This window comes from Bacillus sp. FJAT-14266, assembly GCF_001719225.1.
In the GTDB taxonomy this organism is placed as follows: Bacteria; Bacillota; Bacilli; order Bacillales; family Bacillaceae; genus Bacillus; species Bacillus subtilis.
Window position 1 is genome coordinate 110,061 of sequence record NZ_CP017072.1, and the last position, 16,886, is coordinate 126,946.

Below are 16,886 nucleotides of genomic sequence, written 5' to 3' on the forward strand. Positions count from 1 at the left end.
CGAGGATTCTCAGATTCATATATTCCCATCTTCGCCAGAAGAAATTTGATTTATACGGAAGCGTTATGAAATTTCTTGTTTGTTTTGAAAGATTGCCGGAACAGGAATGGATGCCCACTTCGGTGTATTGTGATCAATCCGGACGACAACAACAGTCATATCGTCCTCAATTTGGCCGGATCTTGTGCGGATGACTTCTTCCATAAGCAAATCGGCAATCTCCTGCGGGTCATTTGTTTTCAACCCTTTCATTTTACGCTTCATCCATAAGTCGTGATTTTCCACATGCTTAGGCCCCTCAAAAATGCCATCACTCATCATAATTAAGAGGTCACCCGCTTTCAGCTGTTCACTCACAACCTCCACATCGAATTCATTAATAATACCGATTGGCAGATTGCTCGCTTGAACTTTCATGACCTGGTCACCCCGTTTGATAAAGCTGGGCGTCGATCCAACCTTCAAAAATTTACAGCTGGCATCTTGAAGATCGATAATAGATAGGTCAAGCGTGGAATATATTTCGTCAGTTGTCCTTAGAGACAGTATGCTGTTGATCGTTTTAATTGCTATTTTTTCATCAATGCCCGATTCAAGGATTTTTTCAAGAAGCTTGATCGTTTCATTGCTTTCAAAGTGCGCTCTTGCGCCATTGCCCATTCCGTCACTGATTGCTGCAGCATATTTTCTGGCTCCAAGCTCCATCATGCTGTAGCTGTCACCGGAGACAAGGCCGCCGCCCTTCGCAGCGTGAGCAGCTCCCGTGGACACCCTGTATGATTTTGTTGATCCAAAGGCGACATGGCTGTATCCATTCGGATGCGGAGAGTGCTGTTCGGCTTTCACAAGAATTTGTTCCTCCAGAATGTCAGAAAGCATAGGAGCAATGATTTTTTCACTTTCTCCATGTCCGCTGAACGGAATGGTCATTTCAATATCGATATTTCCTTGTTCAAGACTATAGATCTCGACATGCTGAATCTCAATTCCGAAATGCTGAAGCGCTTCTATGATTTGCTCTTCCTGCAGAAAGTGTTGTTCTCGCTCTCTTTTTATTTCCCGAGAAAAGTCGGCCATAACCTCAGAAACGCCTAAAAGCTGTTCAGCAACAAGGCGCCTGCTGTCTTGGACTTTTTTCTTGAGTGTCAAATGGGCATGATGATGTGCGAGCTCATCCTCAATCAGCTCTTCAACCTGCTTGGATTTAGAACAATACTGTTGAAACTCTTTTTTCAGCCTTCGGTTTGATGCATATTCTTTTTCCTCTGTTTCAAGCATAACTTGTTTCATTAAGTCATATGTTTTATCAAAGTTCTGTACCCAGCACCTGTTTTTCTTGTAGCACGTCTGGCAGGAATGCTCCGTGATTTTGCTTAAGAACAGATCAACTTCGCTGTCATCTGTCTGTTCGTCTGATGCTTGATAAAAGGTTGCAAAGCTTTCAGACAGCGCGTGAAATACATTGGAGAATTGGTCTACCTTCTGAGCAGTGACATCACGGATTTTTCTAGCGTATTGCTGTTGCTCTTGAAGATGCTCGACAGTTCCCGGAATATATCTCGCCACTTTCCTCGTAATAGATTGAGGTGTGAGCAAAAACAGGCAGACTGCGATTAATGACTCATAGAGCGTTGTCATCAGACCGGCAGAGCCTTCACCATATAAAGATATAAGAAGTGATCCAACGATCAAACCAATTGCTGCACCCGCTTTTTTCCCTTCCTTCAGCAAACCGCCCAATAAACCGGAAAAAGCAAGCAGACTCATTTGATATAGGTTTCCGATATTCGCCAAGCCAAGAATCAGGCCGGTCACAACCCCAACCGTACAGCCGATGCTTGCTCCGCCAATAAAGGAAAAACTCAACACAACATAACGAGCCAATATATGTTCTGCCTGCATCCCTTGGTAGGACAAGCCAGCCAGCCCCGTTAAAACAGAGGCAATAAGAATCATAAAGCAAATGATTTCCTCTATTTTTAATGATTGTTTCACTTTTTTCACAGTAAAAATCGGAAGGCTCTGAAGGAAAATCAGTGTTAAGATAAACGATAGTCCAGCCTCAACGATAGCCATTACATAATCATAGGTTGTAAATACGCCATTTTGGGCATAAACAAACCCGGCTCTTGCTGCAGCCATGGAGAAGAACACGACAATCGGGAGCGCTTTAACACGATCGTCGGTAATGAAGGCAGCCACTTTAGAAAATACGAAGAATGCCAGCAATGCCGCCAGTATGAGCAATGAGTGCTTTGGAGATATGGTCAGCGCACCTGCAAGCACAGCCAAAACCGCATAAAACGCTTTGTCTCTTCTGATAAGAAGCATCGCTCCAAAGAAAGGAAGTGCGAAAGGAAGCACCTCGGATAATATGAAAGCCCGTCCAAGCAAAAATCCGATGACAACATAAATGAATCCTTTATAGAAAAACAGTGAATGCAAATGATGAGTCACCAGCTTCGTGCCCCTGTTAAAAAACGATTGGAGTTTTTCCAAAGCTTGTCCCGCCATTGGCCCGTTCACTCTTCTTTCTGCTTTTTCCATTCCTCTCATCTCCCACCTGTTATATTCGTTGCCTGTCATTATAGCGAAAGCACAGATAGGATTTTGTCAAAAGAAGGTAACAATACCAAAGAAATCTTCGACGGTTTCTGCCTTGATATTCGTTTATGAAAAGAATTTCCGGAATGTTGTCTAAAAATGAAAAAAATCGGCTTCTGCAAGAGAAACCGATTTGTTAGGATGACCCGTACGGGATTCGAACCCGTGTTACCGCCGTGAAAGGGCGGTGTCTTAACCGCTTGACCAACGGGCCAAACAAATATGGTAGCGGCGGAGGGGATCGAACCCCCGACCTCACGGGTATGAACCGTACGCTCTAGCCAGCTGAGCTACACCGCCATATTGTTTTGTGCTTCTAAGCACAAGTTATATAATACAAAGGTTTGTCTCTTTCGTCAACAGAAACTTTAATGTTGTAATTTTCTGACTCTTAAAGAGAATGAGGATAATAAAAAAGCATCCGTCGGGATGAACGGATGCTTCATTTATTTTATAGAAAGCAGCAAGTTATCCTCTTCTTGCTCCGCGCCCTCCACGTTTTGATTCCGTATTGCGTTTTAAAGATGACAAGCGATCTTCGCTGTCTTTTAAAAACTTATTCATTTTCTGTTCAAAAGATTCTTTCGGACGGAAATCATTTCTAGGTCTGGCTTGCGGACGGTCTTTAGCTTTTTTAATAGATAAACCAATTTTCCCGTCTTTTTCAACGTTGATGACTTTCACTTCAACTTGGTCGCCGACTTTTAAGTGGTCGTTAATGTCTTTGACATAATTATCAGCTACCTCACTAATGTGAACGAGACCGGTTGAGCCTCCAGGCAATTCAACAAATGCTCCAAAATTTGTAATACCTGTAATTTTCCCTTGCAACTTGCTGCCAACTTCAATCGACATAAAAAAAGTGCTCCTCCTTAGGCTTATAAAAAGATCGTTTGCTTAATTATACCTAAATAAAAATTTAAGTGTCAACAAGGCTACTTGCTCTTCTTCTCCACATTGAAGATAATTTCTCCGTCTCCAGACATGAATAAGTCCCTTCTGGCAAGCTCTGTGACGTAATCCTCATCCTTCAATTTGGATATTTCTTCTTTTAAATCCGTTTGTTTTGTCTTTAAACTTTTCAGTTCTTTTTCAAGCTGTTCTTTCTTTTCTTCTTTTGCACTAAGGGAAGATGTTTGGGACCAGACAGAGCTTGCCAGCACAATTGCCGTCAGGAATACTAGGGCGCCGAATACAGTTAACCGTCTGTACAGCCCTTTGCGTCTTCGTTTCTTCAGCTGATTTTGCCGTTCTACTTGTTCTTTATAGTCGTTTTGTATTTCAGTTATCGTTCGTTCCCTGGAAAAATTCAAACCAGACGGTCCTCCTTTCATTTCTTCAAAAACCGTGTAATGGTCGTTCTTATGGTTATCAATAGTTTCTTCTTCTTTTTGAGAAATCCTGCACCTTTTTCAAAATAACGCCTAAAAGTTAGACGCATTTTCACAGGAAGAAGTTTCAAACATTGTTTCGCGATAAAACGGATCGGAAAACACAGAACCATGACTATTTTATATAGACACAGCAGGAGAAAACCTATCAGGCTGTATGTTTTCTTGAATAAAAATGCCGCCATCCAGATGATCGCTCCGCATGTCCACACAATAGGACGAAATAACACGTGCTGAATGAGTTTTTTGAAGAATTGATAAACAGAAACAACAAGGTAAATGACGAATTTCAGTATTTTTATATAGATTCGTTTGCAAAGGCTCTGATACGTCGCAACGCCCAGCAGAACCGCTAAAAAGATGTAAATCCTGAATTCTCCCTCATTTACATGAAGCAAGACATAAAAGAAAAGCAGTCCTTGCACAATCCAGAAAAGTATATCATGAATAAATAATAGCCATCTGGCTGTTTTGGCACGAATGACAAAGAGCCGGTATGTATCAAGCGAAGCACCAAGCCAGAGACCCATACCGGACATCGCCAGCATTGTATAGAATTGTGTCGTCAGCGTCATTTAAACAACTTGCTAAAAAATCCTTTAGCTTTATCCCCTTGTTGTTCGTCTAAGTACACTAAATCAAATACCCTGCCTTTAATCGAAACAATCCCTTTTTCCACATCAAGATTTTTCATCTGCAGGTTTTGGCCTCTGACGGAGAGCATTCCCATCACCGTTTCCAGCAGGAATTCTTCGTTATCAAAACTCTCCACATGCTTAACCCCAGAAATATCTAAATGCTTCCGGCCTTTCATTGTCACATCATGTTGTTCCGGAACAGACGAAGAACCTTTTTGATCATAATATGAATTCATCTATTCAGCCCCCATATCCTCGATACTTTTAGCATTATTACTGCATTGTATGAGGTAGGGGATTTTTTTAGAACAAGCCTATTCGCCGAGTTTTTCTTCTTTTAGAATCGTGTACATGTTTGCAGCTTCTTCTTTTTTCGTCGTGTCTTTCAATTCATTAACTTGAACCGTTACAAGCTTTTGGCCGAAGCGGACCGTTAGTTCATCTCCCGGTTTTACGTCAGAGCTTGCTTTAGCTTGGTTTCCGTTAATAGAGATTCGTCCTTGGTCAGCTACTTCCTTCGCTAGTGTACGCCGTTTGATCAGCCGTGATACTTTCAAAAATTTATCTAATCTCATATCTATGATCTCCTCTCAGTTTCTTTTGCTTCATTCCACAGTTTGTCCATGTCCTCAAGGGACATATCAGCCAACTCGACTCCCTCTTCCTTCGCTGTTTCCTCAATGTACGAGAACCGTCTCCGGAATTTGTCATTAGTCATGGCCAGCGCTTCCTCTGGCTCTATTTTGTAGAAGCGGGCTACATTCACCAGCGCGAACAAAATGTCGCCAAACTCAGCTTTAAGATTGTGTTCGTGAGGAGCTTCAGAAACCTCAGAAGAAAATTCCTTCATTTCCTCACTTACCTTCTCCCAAATATCGCTGACGTCTTCCCAGTCAAAACCGACCTTCGCTGCTTTTTTCTGCAATTTAGCAGCTTTCGAAAGAGCTGGAAGGGTTTTCGGTACGCTGTCTAGTAACGATGATTCAGATGTATTTTTTTCGGCCTTTTTTATATCTTCCCAATTGGCCAAAACATCGTTTTCATCCTGAACCTTAACATCTTTAAACACATGGGGATGTCTTCGGACCATTTTTTCACTGATTCCTTTTATGACATCATCAATTGTGAAATAACCTTCATCTTCACCAATTTGCGCGTGAAGCAAGACCTGAAGCAAAACGTCGCCAAGCTCTTCGATCATATGGTCTGTGTCTTCTTCGTCAATAGCTTCGAGAAGCTCATAACATTCTTCAATCATGTACTGCTTTAATGACTGATGCGTCTGCTTTTTATCCCACGGACATCCATTAGGTCCGCGAAGCTCTCTGATGATGCTTCGGAACGTGGAGAATTCGTGATAAAGCAGCTTCTCTTCTTTAATCGGCGGAATATACACACTTGTTAAGTTGTTCAAGGCGACATTGCGGTCCAGCTCAAATAATGGCACTGTCCTGATCTCCTCGCCACAGCTGCCTGCTGCAGTCACAATGACAACCTCATAATCATCAGGCAGCTTCTCCATCAATGTCAGCTTGACTTCAGAAGCCGTCATTTGGTCGTAAACCTGACATATGATCAGATGATGTCTGAGCTCAAGCTCGTCCGCGGACAATGTGCCGGCATCCACAAATTGAAAACCTTCAATCGGGTCAATTTGCAAGGCATTGAATGTGGCATCAAGGAAACTTTGTCCCCCCGCGACTTTCACTTGAACGTTTTCCTTTTCCTGCCGCTCCGTCAGCAGCTGAACTGTTTTTTCTGCGACAAAAGGGTGTCCCGGCACAGCATAAACCACGTCCTCACGTCGCGCCGCTTCAAAGAGGATATCTGCAATTTCTTCATATACCGCCTCGAACTGATCATGTTTCTCATATATATCGTCAAAGTAACGGATGTTCTTCGTTTCTTTTTCAAGCTCCTCAATTAAAGGATGATCCTTGGTTCTGACATACAGCGTATCTGCCTTCGTCAGCAGCTTGTGTATGCCAATTGTCAACTGGTCCATGTCTCCGGCACCAAGTCCCACGACTGTAATTTTACCCGCCATTTTGTTCTCTCCTTCTCATGAATTTGCTTAACTTGCTGCCGAATGGCACACTGTTCAGCTCTTCATCTGTAAATATTCCCAATCTCATCATACAATAAATAAACACCGCGCCACCAATGGCAACAGCAGAAAGACTCTCAATCACAGCCGCTCCTCTTCCTGTTGCAGGAAACAAGAAAGTCCAGAGACGCGTATACGCAAGCAAAACAGCTGACATCAAAAGAGCAGATCCAATAATCGGAATCAAAACGCCTCTAAGCTTATCGAGCCATTCCTTTTGCCGAAGCTGATACAAGTTAAGGCCGGCGACAGCCGCAAAGGAAGCAGCTGTCGCAAGCGATGCGCCTTCAATCCCATAGCGCGGAACCAAAAGTGTGTTTAACACCCATTTCACTGCAACACCCGCGCCCACCGCTATCGCAGGAAAAACTGTGTACCCCGCTCCCTGTAAGACTGCCGCTGCCGTTACCGCCAAGGATGCAAACAAAATGGAGCAGCTAAATACTTGTAACGCACCTGTCCCTTCTCCATTTTGAAACAGCATGATATTTACCGGCTTTAGAATGCAAATCAACCCAGCCGATGCGCCTGTACCGAGCACAAGGCATAGTTTCAAAGATGACGTGATTTTTTCTTTCATGATCTTCAGCTCTTTGTTTTTTACAGCCATAGAAATATACGGAACGAGTGACGTCGCAATGCTTACGGCAAAAACTGAGCCGAGCTGCAGCAAGGGTTGTCCCCGATCATAGATCCCCTTTAAGCGTTTTGCTTCTTCGCTTGCCTCACCACCCGAAAGCAATGCATATAAATTCAAAGCATCAACGAGCTGGATAAACAAAAGCAGCAAACTGCTTACACAAATTGTAACCGAATATAAAAGCAGTTTTTTCGTCAATTCTTTTGTTGTGATGACATTTTCGTTTTGCCTATCCGTTTGGTTGTCTCTTTTCGTTTTGAACCAAAAAAAACCCAGTATTATCAATGCAACCAAACTTCCGGCAAGAGAGCCTGAAGCGGCTGCCGCTCCCGCAGTATAAAGCGAGGCTCCCTTTTTCACGAGCCAAAATGATAAACCCAAGAGCACCGCAACACGCAGAAACTGCTCTGTCATCTGTGATAAGGCTGAAGGGAGCATTTCGTGCCGCCCCTGAAAACCGCCTCTAAGCAACGCGACAAATGGGAACAGCAGAAACGCGTATGCGGCCACTTGAATTAACACGGCTAGATGCGAATCTCCCATAAAGAGTGCAATAGGAACAGCACCCAGATATAAACAAAGAAATAATAAAATACCGATTAAAGACAAAAACAACGCTGATATTTTTAATATGGTGTGATGATTTTTTTCACTATAATCATTCATCAGCTTTGAAATAATGACTGGAAATCCTGATGTGGACAGCATGACCGCAATACCAAGAAAGGGATATACCTGCTGATATATATAAAATCCAACATCGCCGACAATGTTTTGAAACGGGACTCTGTAAACAGCGCTTAAAATTTTTGTGATGATGCCTGCCAGAATTAAAACAAAAGCCCCCTGCCAAATCCAATGCCGTTTAACGCCTATTGAATCGTCCATCCAAAAGCTCCTTCCCAACGTCAGGGGCAATACGGTTCACGTATTACCGCGGCACAAATAAAAACGAGGTTATTATACCACATCCCAACCCTTGGATTCCTTTTTCGGCACGCATGAAAAAGAACAGCGTCCCAAGGAGAGCTGTTCTTTACATACCTATTTTCGAAGAAAGGAATAAGACCTACTGTTCCATTTGACGAGCCAAAAATCCAGCTGCTGTTTCAACGGCTTTATGCTCTACTTCGCCCATTGTCTGATCTTTTGAAAAGATCACCACAGCACCTATCGGATCACCGTTCGCCACAATTGGGCCTACAGTATAAGAATTCATGTCCTCATCAATTCCATTCACAAGCTGTACTGATTTCGCATCACTCTCAAGCACGGAGCTGCGCTGATCCATTGTTCTTTCCAGCATTTCGCTGATTGACTTGTTTAAGTAATCTTTTTTGGAGCTGCCGGACACGGCAATATATACATCACGATCACAAATCAGCACTGAATGGCCGAGGCTGTCGTAAAGCGCGTCTGCATACTCCTTTGCAAAGTCTCCAAGCTCACTGATCGGAGAGTACTTTTTCAAAATCACTTCTCCGTCACGATCTACAAAAATCTCAAGCGGATCGCCTTCCCTGATTCTCAGAGTTCTTCGAATTTCTTTAGGAATCACGACCCGACCTAAGTCATCAATACGACGTACGATACCGGTTGCTTTCATCTCTGGTGCCTCTCTTTCATTTGATGGTATATACATGTGGGAAAGACCTAAAGCAGTTACTTTATGTACCTTCCGCCTCGCTTGAAATTAGTATCCGTCACATCAAATGTAATATACACCAGAGAGTAACAAAATTTACGTTGATGAAATGGTTTGCTTCTTCACATCTTTTAAGCCCTTCAGCATGCCCAGCACGGTGTCGAGCCATTCATCAGCACTACGGCCTTTCGTCTGTATGGAGATTTTGAGTTTTTTCCCTTCCATTCCCAGTCCGATTTGTCTGCCATATTGATTGCCAAGCTCAAACAGCTTCTGCCCGTCAATTTCAGCACTTGCTTCTTCAGAAATCGTCAATCTGACAGCATCTTTATCCTGCTTAATCAGCTCGACACGTTCCTGTCTCGCATAGACTTTCATTTCTGCAACAGTAAACAAGTATTCGACTTCTTTTGGATAGTTTCCAAAGCGGTCGATCATTTCATCTTGAAGCTCATTCTTCTCTTCGATTGTCGCCACAGACCTGAAGCGTTTATACATATCAATTTTCTGTTTGCCGTCTTGAATATAAGTTTCCGGAATATACGCATCAAGCTCGACATCAATTTCTGTTTCAAACTGCTCTGTCTTCGCTGTGTCTCCTTTACGCTCCTCAATGGCCTCCTTCAGCATTTGTGAATAGAGGTCAAATCCGACCGAATCGATGAAGCCATGCTGCTGGGCACCAAGAAGATTCCCGGCTCCGCGAATCGTTAAGTCACGCATTGCGATTTTAAAACCGGAACCTAACTCTGTGAATTCTTTAATAGCCTGCAGCCTTTTTTCAGCCACTTCTGTCAGCACTTTATCCCGGCGATACGTGAAGTACGCATACGCCACACGGTTAGAACGGCCGACACGCCCCCGCAGCTGGTAAAGCTGAGAAAGTCCCATCTTGTCGGCGTCAAATACGATCAGCGTATTGACGTTTGGGATGTCCACGCCAGTTTCGATAATGGTTGTGCTGACGAGAACGTCTGATTCTCCTTCAAGGAAGCTTAGCATAACGGTTTCTAATTCATTTTCTGTCATTTTCCCATGCGCATATGCTACCTTCGCGTCAGGGACTAGCATTGAAATTTCATCCGCTTTCCGCTCAATGTCCTCTACCCGGTTGTACAAGAAATAGACCTGGCCTCCGCGTGCAAGCTCACGTTCAATCGCCTCTCTGACAAGAGCGCCGTTATATTCCACAACATACGTCTGTACGGGGAAGCGATTTTCCGGCGGAGTCTCGATGACTGAAAGGTCCCTTACGCCAAGCATAGACATATGCAGCGTACGCGGAATCGGCGTTGCTGTTAACGTTAATACATCAACATTGGCTTTTATTTGCTTGATCTTTTCTTTATGGGTTACACCGAAACGCTGCTCTTCATCAATGATGAGGAGCCCTAAGTCTTTATACACGACATCCTTTGATAGCAGCCGATGCGTCCCGATGACGATATCAACCGTTCCATTTTTCAGCCCTTTGATTGTTTCGTTTGCTTCTTTTCTCGTTCTGAACCTGCTGAGAAGGCCGATATTAATCGGATAGTCCTGGAAGCGCTCTTTTATGGTTTCATAGTGCTGCTGTGCCAAAATGGTTGTCGGAACGAGCAGAGCTACCTGCTTTCCGTCACCGATCGCCTTAAACGCGGCACGTATGGCAACCTCTGTTTTACCGTAGCCCACATCTCCGCACAGCAAGCGGTCCATCGGACGTTCTCTTTCCATGTCTTTTTTGATTTCGTGAATAGAACGGAGCTGATCCTCAGTCTCTTGATAAGGGAAAGCCGATTCGAATTCACGCTGCATCTCATGGTCAGGAGAAAACGCATAGCCCTTGCTCGCTTCTCTTTCGGCATACAGCTTAATTAAGTCATCAGCAATATCCTGAACGGATGTCTCTACTTTTTTCTTGACCCGCTTCCATTCACTTCCGCCTAATTTATACAGCTTTGGCTCTTTTCCTTCGGAGCCAACATATTTTTGGACCTGATCAATTTGTTCTACAGGGACGTAAAGCTTGTCACTGCCCTGATAATGTATATTTAAATAGTCTTTATGAATGCCGTTGATTTCAAGAGTTTCAATCCCCAGGTATTTTCCGATCCCGTGATTAATATGAACGACATAATCTCCAATTTGAAGCTCAGAATAGCTTTTGATGCGCTCTGCATTGGTAAGCTTCTGTTTTCGCGGCTTCTTCTTTACACGGTTTTTGAACAGTTCTTCTTCCGTGATAACGGCAAGCTTCATTAACGGCAGCTCAAATCCCGATTGGAGCTCGCCTTCCATGATATAGACCTGTCCCTGAACAAGCGCTTTTTTGCTGTCTGTCATGGCGGCCTCGATATCATAATCAGCCAAAACAGATGACAATTTCTGCGTACGTTCCTTGTTTGCTCCTAAGAACACAACAGTGAAATTTGATTTTTTAAAACGCTCCATTTCGCCCGCAAGCACGTTCATTTGGCCATGGAAACTCTGCATTTGCCGGCCTGACACATTGACGATATTTTGCGGGCTCGTATGGTGTACATGCCGCAAAAATAAAGAGTAGTACAGCAGAGGCCGTTTTTGCTCAGCCACTATTTTTTGGAAGCTGAATGACAAACGAATGTCATGCAAAATCTTCCCTTCCTCAAGAAGATTTGTTATAAACTCCGCTTCTTCTTTTTGAAGCTGTTCTTCCATCTCATGAATCCGACTGACTTCATCCAAAATCAGAAGTGTATTATCAGGTGTATAATCTAGTAAACTAGCAGGCTTTTCATAGAAATATGAGAGATACTTCACGAGCTCCTGATCTGTCTGGCCTTCAGACAAGCGTTCTTTATCGTGAGAAATATTCGCATGAAGTATTTCTTTTTGTTTGTCAGCCTTTAATTTTTTCAAGCTCGCGGCAAGACCACTATCGATTTTCTCCATCGCCCGCGCTTTTTCTTCCGGTCTGATAATTAATTCCTTCGCGGGACCGATATTGATCGAGGTAAGGGTCTCAATTGACCGCTGATCATCTGAATTAAAGCTGCGGATTGAATCCACCTCGGTGTCAAAAAGTTCAATTCTCACCGGATTCTCTGAAGTCAACGGATAAATGTCAATGATTCCACCGCGAATACTGAATTCCCCGGGCGCAGAAACCATATCAGACCGCTCATACCCTACCTCTACCAGCCGTGAGGCAAGCTGGTCAGGTTCGATATCATGGCCTACTTGAATGAGCATCTGGCTGCTTTTCCACACCTCTACAGGCGGCAGCATTCTTCTGATTGCAGCTACCGGAGCAACGACAATTGGCGCTTCTCCATTCGTTAGTCTATTAATGACATCTAATCGCTGCGCCCGCAATTCAGGGCTTGCAACTGCGATTTCTGATGAAATGAGTTCATTGACGGGGTACAAAAGGACAGACCGATCCTCTAGAAGTGAAGTCAGATCATCTGTTACTTTCTGGGCTTGATATAAGTTATGGGTGATTAGAAAGATAGGCTTATTCGTTTCATTAGCCAGAGCAGAAGTAAAAACAGAACGCGCGGAACCCGACAGACCCGCGAGCAGCTGTTCCTTCAGGCCCTCGTGTAAACCGTTGATGATGGATTTAAAGTCATCGCTTTCTTTTATAAAGGTTTGAATGTTGTCCATATGGCCCCTCCTCTCTGTTTCCTGCGAGAACAGAAAAACGCTTTGGTCTAGTGTCTACACCAAAGCTTTTTATTGAATAAATGTGTGATATTCGTGGTAATGTGGATTTCGGTCAAGCGCCTCTTGGCAGTCTTCACATATCGTCAAAACATGGACATCTCCATTTTCCTTATAAGAAATCATATCGTTTCTTTCCTCATTTGTTAAGTGCTGAAATCCAAGTGAATCTGTCGATACCATTGAAGATTCGAGACTGCCTACTTTCACTCCGCAATGACGACAATAATAATGCAAAGCCATACAAGGGACCTCCTGATGAAAAAGTCATTTTGGTGTAGTATGGACTTTGTTGTTACATTTTATACCTTTGCGTTAAATTCGTTCATGACTTCTAAAAACGGTTTACTCAAAGAAGCCTCACAAGCCTTCACAGATTTATCAACCGCTTCTTCGATCTCAGGTGCCTCCTCCTTGGTAAAGGAGCCTAACACATAATCAACGACCTTCATGCCGTTTACAGGCCGGCCGATTCCGATGCGGATACGGTCAAACTCGGATGTTCCAAGATGCTGGATCAGTGATTTGATGCCATTGTGCCCTCCGGCGCTTCCTTTCGTTCTTAAACGGATCTTGCCAGTAGGAAGGTCAAGGTCGTCGTAAATGACTGTCAAATCTTCGTTATCGATATCATAGTAGTCCATTAAAGGCCGCAAACATTCTCCTGATAAATTCATATATGTAAGCGGTTTAACAAGTAGAACCTTTTTGCCGGAAACAAATCCGGTTCCGTATAATCCGTTAAATTTATTTTGATTCAGCTCTATATTCCATTCCTTTGCAAGCTGATCTATCACCATAAATCCGACATTATGCCGTGTATTTTCATAGTTCTTCCCCGGGTTTCCGAGACCGGCAATCACAAGCATGGCGAATCCTCCCTTAGTCACATAACTCCCGTCTTCATAAACGGGCTATAATTCTTCTCATTCTAGCACAAAAGACGTAACCGCGGGAGGGTTACGCCTTAAGCTATTATTGTTCGTTTTCACCTTCTGGCTGAGCATCGGCAGATTCCTCTTCATCGACCTCAGCTGCTTCCTGCTGCTGCGGAGGAAGGATTGAAGCCACAACCTCATCTGATTCATGATTAAAGGAGTAGTCATCGCCAGCAGGCAAATCCGCAATCGTCAGTACTTCATTTACATCGAGGCTTGTAATATCGGCCTCGATCGTTTGCGGAATGGCTTTTGGCTTGGCCTTTACAGTAAGTGCATATAACGGCTGCTGCAGTACGCCTCCGTTTTTCACTCCAATGGCTTCTCCGGTCAGATGAATCGGAACTTCCACTTCAATGTCCTCACTCATATTAACTACTTGAAAATCAGCATGAGTGATTTCATTTTTCAACGGGTCCGTCTGCAGGTCTGTTACCATGACTGAGTGTTTTTCTCCGCTGACCTCAAGCGTAATGACTGCATTTTTGCCTTCGTCCCTCAGCGTTTTGATGAGCTCCACACTGTCTAATGACACAGGTTTGTTGCCCGTATCCTTCCCATATATGATACCTGGAACATGTCCTGAAGTACGGATATTCCGAAGAGACGAACGAGTAAAGTCCGTTCTTTCTTTTGCCGTTAAAGTTGCCATATTCAGCACCATCCTATTGTCGTTTTAGTTGTCCTATTACAAACAATACCCATAACGATAAGGATTTAAACCTCGAAAAATGGTTTAGCTGAACAGATAGCTGACTGATTGCTGCTCATGAACGCGAATAATCGCTTCGGCCAGAAGCGGTCCGACTGAAAGCTGCTTAAAGCGTTCAATTTTCTTTTCTTCAGGAAGCTTGATGCTGTTTGTCACAACAAGCTCTTTAATTGTTGAATTATTAATCCGTTCTACCGCAGGGCCTGATAGTACAGGGTGTGTACAGCATGCATATACTTCTTTCGCTCCGTTTTCAACGAGCGCATTAGCAGCAAGTGTAATCGTACCTGCAGTATCAATAATGTCATCGATGAGGATAGCAGTCTTCCCTTCGATGTTACCTACAATATTCATGACTTCCGCCACGTTTGGACGCGGACGGCGTTTATCGATAATCGCAATTGGCGCTTTTAGTCGGTCAGCCAGTTTGCGGGCACGTGTCACACCGCCATGGTCTGGTGAAACAATGACGATATCTTCAAGATTTTTGCCTTCAAAATATTCTCCTAAAATCGGAACACCCATTAAGTGGTCAATCGGTATATCAAAGAATCCTTGAATTTGCGGCGCATGCAGGTCAAGTGCAATCACACGAGTCGCACCGGCTGTTTCAAGCAGGTTAGCGAAAAGTTTAGCTGTGATTGGCTCACGGGATCTTGCTTTTCTGTCTTGACGCGCATAACCGTAATAAGGAATAACAATGTTAATCGTTTTTGCAGAAGCGCGTTTTAACGCATCTACCATAATCAGCAGTTCCATAATATGCTCGTTAACGGGGTCACTTGTAGACTGGATGATGTAACAATCACATCCGCGAATACTTTCTTCGATATTAATTTGGACTTCCCCGTCACTAAATCTTGTGACAGAACATTTCCCTAATTGAACTCCAACTATATCTGCGATTTCTTTTGCAAGCTCTGGATTCGAATTCAAAGAAAAAATCTTTAAATTCTTATCTCCGTATTGATTAGACATGGATAAACCTCCGAATTTAGGATTATTTTTTATGAATATTTTTCACATAATCGTCTTTATTTACTTGTCTCGCTCTGGCAATAGCAAGTGCTTTTCCAGGTACATCTTCCGTAACAGTTGAACCTGCCGCCACATAAGCGCCTTCTCCGACTGTGACAGGGGCAACCAAGTTGGAATTGCAGCCGATAAACGCGCCATCTTCAATTTTTGTCAAATACTTATTCTTTCCATCATAATTGACAGTAATTGAACCGCAGCCCAGGTTTACATCAGTGCCTACCTCAGCATCGCCGACATAGCTTAGATGAGATGCCTTGCTTCGGTCTCCGAATTGAGTCTTTTTAATTTCTACAAAATTCCCGATCTTCACTTCATTCCCGATGACAGAATCAGGTCTGATGTGAGCAAAAGGTCCTATGTTTACATCATTCCCCACTTTACTGTGATTGACTACCGATTGTTTAATAACCGTACGGCTGCCAATGGCACTATTCATAATCTCCGTATGAGGGCCAATAATCGTATCTTCTCCGATTTGCACCTCACCTTTAATCACAGTTCCAGGGTAAATCACAGTATCGCTTCCGATAACAGCGTCAGGAGAAATATACGTATTCATCGGGTCGATCAACGTCACGCCATTTTGCATATGCCGTTTATTAATGCGCTCTTTCATAAATTGTTCTGCCTGAGAGAGAGCAACTCTATCATTAACTCCGAGCGTTTCTTGGAAATTACCAGTCTGGTAAGCGGCAACAGTTTCGCCTTCATTTTTAAGAATCTCTATGACATCCGGCAAATAATACTCGCCTTGGGCATTATCATTAGACACCTGATCAATAGCCCGAAATAGCGCTTCATTGTCAAAACAATACGTACCGGTGTTGATCTCAGTTACAAGACGTTCTTCTTCAGAGGCGTCCTTATGCTCAACGATTTTTTGAACCGCTCCGTTTTCGCTGCGAATAATGCGGCCGTATCCAGTTGGATCTTCTGCAACCGCAGTTAAAATCGTAGCTTTCGCTTCTCTTTGTGTATGTTCTTTCAGCATCTGTTCCATCGTCTCTGCTGTCAAAAGCGGCGTATCTCCGCAAATGACAATTGTGACGCCTTTTTCGTCAGCAAGAAATGGCTGTGCCTGTTTTACAGCATGAGCAGTGCCAAGCTGTTCTGCTTGAAGCGCGTACTCGCTTTTATCACCAAGCTGCTTTTTCACTTCTTCCGCACCATGTCCAACAATCGTGACAAGCTTTGATAAAGATAATTTTAAGGCTTCGTCCACGACGTGCTCTACCATAGGCTTACCGCAAACTGGATGAAGGACTTTATAAAGCTTCGATTTCATTCTCGTTCCTTGTCCAGCCGCTAAAACAACTGCAAACCGCTTATCCATTTATTGGCCTCCAATATCCCTTTTATCCATAGAAAAATATATCCTAAATATCTTCTGATTTCAAGGAGACTTCATGAAGTGCAAGAATTTTCTATTGAGTGCAACTAAGTTTGAAAAATCAGAATTAAAAAAGGACCGCCGGCAAAAGGCTTA

15 protein-coding genes and 2 tRNA genes are annotated in these 16,886 nt (G+C 43.4%); all 17 read right to left on the reverse strand.

The window, feature by feature from the left end; genetic code table 11:
* Nucleotides 1–63: 63 nt before the first annotated feature.
* The gene (gene spoIIE, locus BGM23_RS00665; protein WP_003243026.1) at nucleotides 64–2,547 is read right to left on the reverse strand and encodes a stage II sporulation protein E; all 2,484 of its coding nucleotides are present in this window, start codon (nucleotides 2,545–2,547) and stop codon (nucleotides 64–66) included.
* Between the two features lie 199 nt (nucleotides 2,548–2,746).
* Nucleotides 2,747–2,818, reverse strand: a tRNA-Glu gene (locus BGM23_RS00670).
* Nucleotides 2,819–2,827: 9 nt separating this feature from the next.
* Nucleotides 2,828–2,904: transfer RNA gene (locus tag BGM23_RS00675), tRNA-Met, on the reverse strand.
* A gap of 168 nt (nucleotides 2,905–3,072) precedes the next feature.
* The gene (locus tag BGM23_RS00680) at nucleotides 3,073–3,459 is read right to left on the reverse strand and encodes a S1 domain-containing RNA-binding protein (RefSeq protein ID WP_003218379.1); all 387 of its coding nucleotides are present in this window, start codon (nucleotides 3,457–3,459) and stop codon (nucleotides 3,073–3,075) included.
* 80 nt (nucleotides 3,460–3,539) lie between these two features.
* Nucleotides 3,540–3,917, reverse strand: a complete 378-nt coding sequence (divIC, locus tag BGM23_RS00685) for a cell division protein DivIC (protein ID WP_003243211.1) — start codon at nucleotides 3,915–3,917, stop codon at nucleotides 3,540–3,542.
* A gap of 17 nt (nucleotides 3,918–3,934) precedes the next feature.
* Nucleotides 3,935–4,570, reverse strand: a complete 636-nt coding sequence (gene yabQ / locus BGM23_RS00690; protein WP_003226711.1) for a spore cortex biosynthesis protein YabQ — start codon at nucleotides 4,568–4,570, stop codon at nucleotides 3,935–3,937.
* Complete coding sequence (gene yabP, locus BGM23_RS00695) at nucleotides 4,567–4,869, reverse strand: sporulation protein YabP (protein WP_003226714.1); 303 nt, start codon at nucleotides 4,867–4,869, stop codon at nucleotides 4,567–4,569. Before yabP ends, yabQ begins: the two co-directional genes overlap by 4 nt.
* Before the next feature lie 78 nt (nucleotides 4,870–4,947).
* Nucleotides 4,948–5,208 carry an RNA-binding S4 domain-containing protein gene (locus tag BGM23_RS00700; RefSeq protein WP_003226716.1) on the reverse strand — a complete coding sequence of 87 codons (261 nt, stop codon included), beginning with the start codon at nucleotides 5,206–5,208 and terminating at the stop codon, nucleotides 4,948–4,950.
* Between the two features lie 2 nt (nucleotides 5,209–5,210).
* Nucleotides 5,211–6,680: a bifunctional methyltransferase/pyrophosphohydrolase YabN gene (gene mazG, locus BGM23_RS00705; protein WP_029726388.1), complete on the reverse strand. Its 1,470-nt coding sequence runs from the start codon at nucleotides 6,678–6,680 to the stop codon at nucleotides 5,211–5,213.
* Nucleotides 6,670–8,268: a putative polysaccharide biosynthesis protein gene (locus tag BGM23_RS00710; RefSeq protein WP_029726389.1), complete on the reverse strand. Its 1,599-nt coding sequence runs from the start codon at nucleotides 8,266–8,268 to the stop codon at nucleotides 6,670–6,672. The genes mazG and BGM23_RS00710 overlap by 11 nt, the downstream gene beginning before the upstream one ends.
* Nucleotides 8,269–8,449: 181 nt before the next feature.
* On the reverse strand, nucleotides 8,450–8,986 hold the full coding sequence (spoVT, locus tag BGM23_RS00715; protein WP_003218365.1) for a stage V sporulation protein T: 537 nt from the start codon (nucleotides 8,984–8,986) through the stop codon (nucleotides 8,450–8,452).
* 135 nt (nucleotides 8,987–9,121) lie between these two features.
* Nucleotides 9,122–12,655 (reverse strand): transcription-repair coupling factor, encoded by a 3,534-nt coding sequence (mfd, locus tag BGM23_RS00720; protein WP_003243453.1) that lies wholly within the window; start codon nucleotides 12,653–12,655, stop codon nucleotides 9,122–9,124.
* A gap of 69 nt (nucleotides 12,656–12,724) precedes the next feature.
* A complete protein-coding gene (gene fin, locus BGM23_RS00725; RefSeq protein WP_003243417.1) occupies nucleotides 12,725–12,955 on the reverse strand; it encodes an anti-sigma-F factor Fin in 231 nt (76 codons plus the stop codon).
* A gap of 59 nt (nucleotides 12,956–13,014) precedes the next feature.
* Nucleotides 13,015–13,581, reverse strand: coding sequence for an aminoacyl-tRNA hydrolase (gene pth, locus BGM23_RS00730; RefSeq protein ID WP_029726390.1), 567 nt, complete (start codon nucleotides 13,579–13,581; stop codon nucleotides 13,015–13,017).
* Between the two features lie 106 nt (nucleotides 13,582–13,687).
* Entirely contained in the window at nucleotides 13,688–14,302 is a 615-nt protein-coding gene (locus tag BGM23_RS00735; RefSeq protein ID WP_029726391.1) for a 50S ribosomal protein L25/general stress protein Ctc, read from the reverse strand.
* Between the two features lie 84 nt (nucleotides 14,303–14,386).
* Complete coding sequence (locus BGM23_RS00740) at nucleotides 14,387–15,340, reverse strand: ribose-phosphate diphosphokinase (RefSeq protein WP_003218353.1); 954 nt, start codon at nucleotides 15,338–15,340, stop codon at nucleotides 14,387–14,389.
* Nucleotides 15,341–15,362: 22 nt separating this feature from the next.
* Complete coding sequence (gene glmU, locus BGM23_RS00745; RefSeq protein WP_015382564.1) at nucleotides 15,363–16,733, reverse strand: bifunctional UDP-N-acetylglucosamine diphosphorylase/glucosamine-1-phosphate N-acetyltransferase GlmU; 1,371 nt, start codon at nucleotides 16,731–16,733, stop codon at nucleotides 15,363–15,365.
* Between the last annotated feature and the right edge of the window lie 153 nt (nucleotides 16,734–16,886).

What these genes read in the sequence shown, in the direction of transcription:
- spoIIE (WP_003243026.1), bottom strand. Translation starts at nt 2,547, where the DNA reads ATGGAAAAAGCAGAAAGAAGAGTGAACGGGCCAATGGCGGGACAAGCT.
- BGM23_RS00680 (WP_003218379.1), bottom strand. Translation starts at nt 3,459, where the DNA reads ATGTCGATTGAAGTTGGCAGCAAGTTGCAAGGGAAAATTACAGGTATT.
- yabQ (WP_003226711.1), bottom strand. Translation starts at nt 4,570, where the DNA reads ATGACGCTGACGACACAATTCTATACAATGCTGGCGATGTCCGGTATG.
- yabP (WP_003226714.1), bottom strand. Translation starts at nt 4,869, where the DNA reads ATGAATTCATATTATGATCAAAAAGGTTCTTCGTCTGTTCCGGAACAA.
- BGM23_RS00700 (WP_003226716.1), bottom strand. Translation starts at nt 5,208, where the DNA reads ATGAGATTAGATAAATTTTTGAAAGTATCACGGCTGATCAAACGGCGT.
- mazG (WP_029726388.1), bottom strand. Translation starts at nt 6,680, where the DNA reads ATGGCGGGTAAAATTACAGTCGTGGGACTTGGTGCCGGAGACATGGAC.
- BGM23_RS00710 (WP_029726389.1), bottom strand. Translation starts at nt 8,268, where the DNA reads ATGGACGATTCAATAGGCGTTAAACGGCATTGGATTTGGCAGGGGGCT.
- spoVT (WP_003218365.1), bottom strand. Translation starts at nt 8,986, where the DNA reads ATGAAAGCAACCGGTATCGTACGTCGTATTGATGACTTAGGTCGGGTC.
- mfd (WP_003243453.1), bottom strand. Translation starts at nt 12,655, where the DNA reads ATGGACAACATTCAAACCTTTATAAAAGAAAGCGATGACTTTAAATCC.
- fin (WP_003243417.1), bottom strand. Translation starts at nt 12,955, where the DNA reads ATGGCTTTGCATTATTATTGTCGTCATTGCGGAGTGAAAGTAGGCAGT.
- pth (WP_029726390.1), bottom strand. Translation starts at nt 13,581, where the DNA reads ATGCTTGTGATTGCCGGTCTCGGAAACCCGGGGAAGAACTATGAAAAT.
- BGM23_RS00735 (WP_029726391.1), bottom strand. Translation starts at nt 14,302, where the DNA reads ATGGCAACTTTAACGGCAAAAGAAAGAACGGACTTTACTCGTTCGTCT.
- BGM23_RS00740 (WP_003218353.1), bottom strand. Translation starts at nt 15,340, where the DNA reads ATGTCTAATCAATACGGAGATAAGAATTTAAAGATTTTTTCTTTGAAT.
- glmU (WP_015382564.1), bottom strand. Translation starts at nt 16,733, where the DNA reads ATGGATAAGCGGTTTGCAGTTGTTTTAGCGGCTGGACAAGGAACGAGA.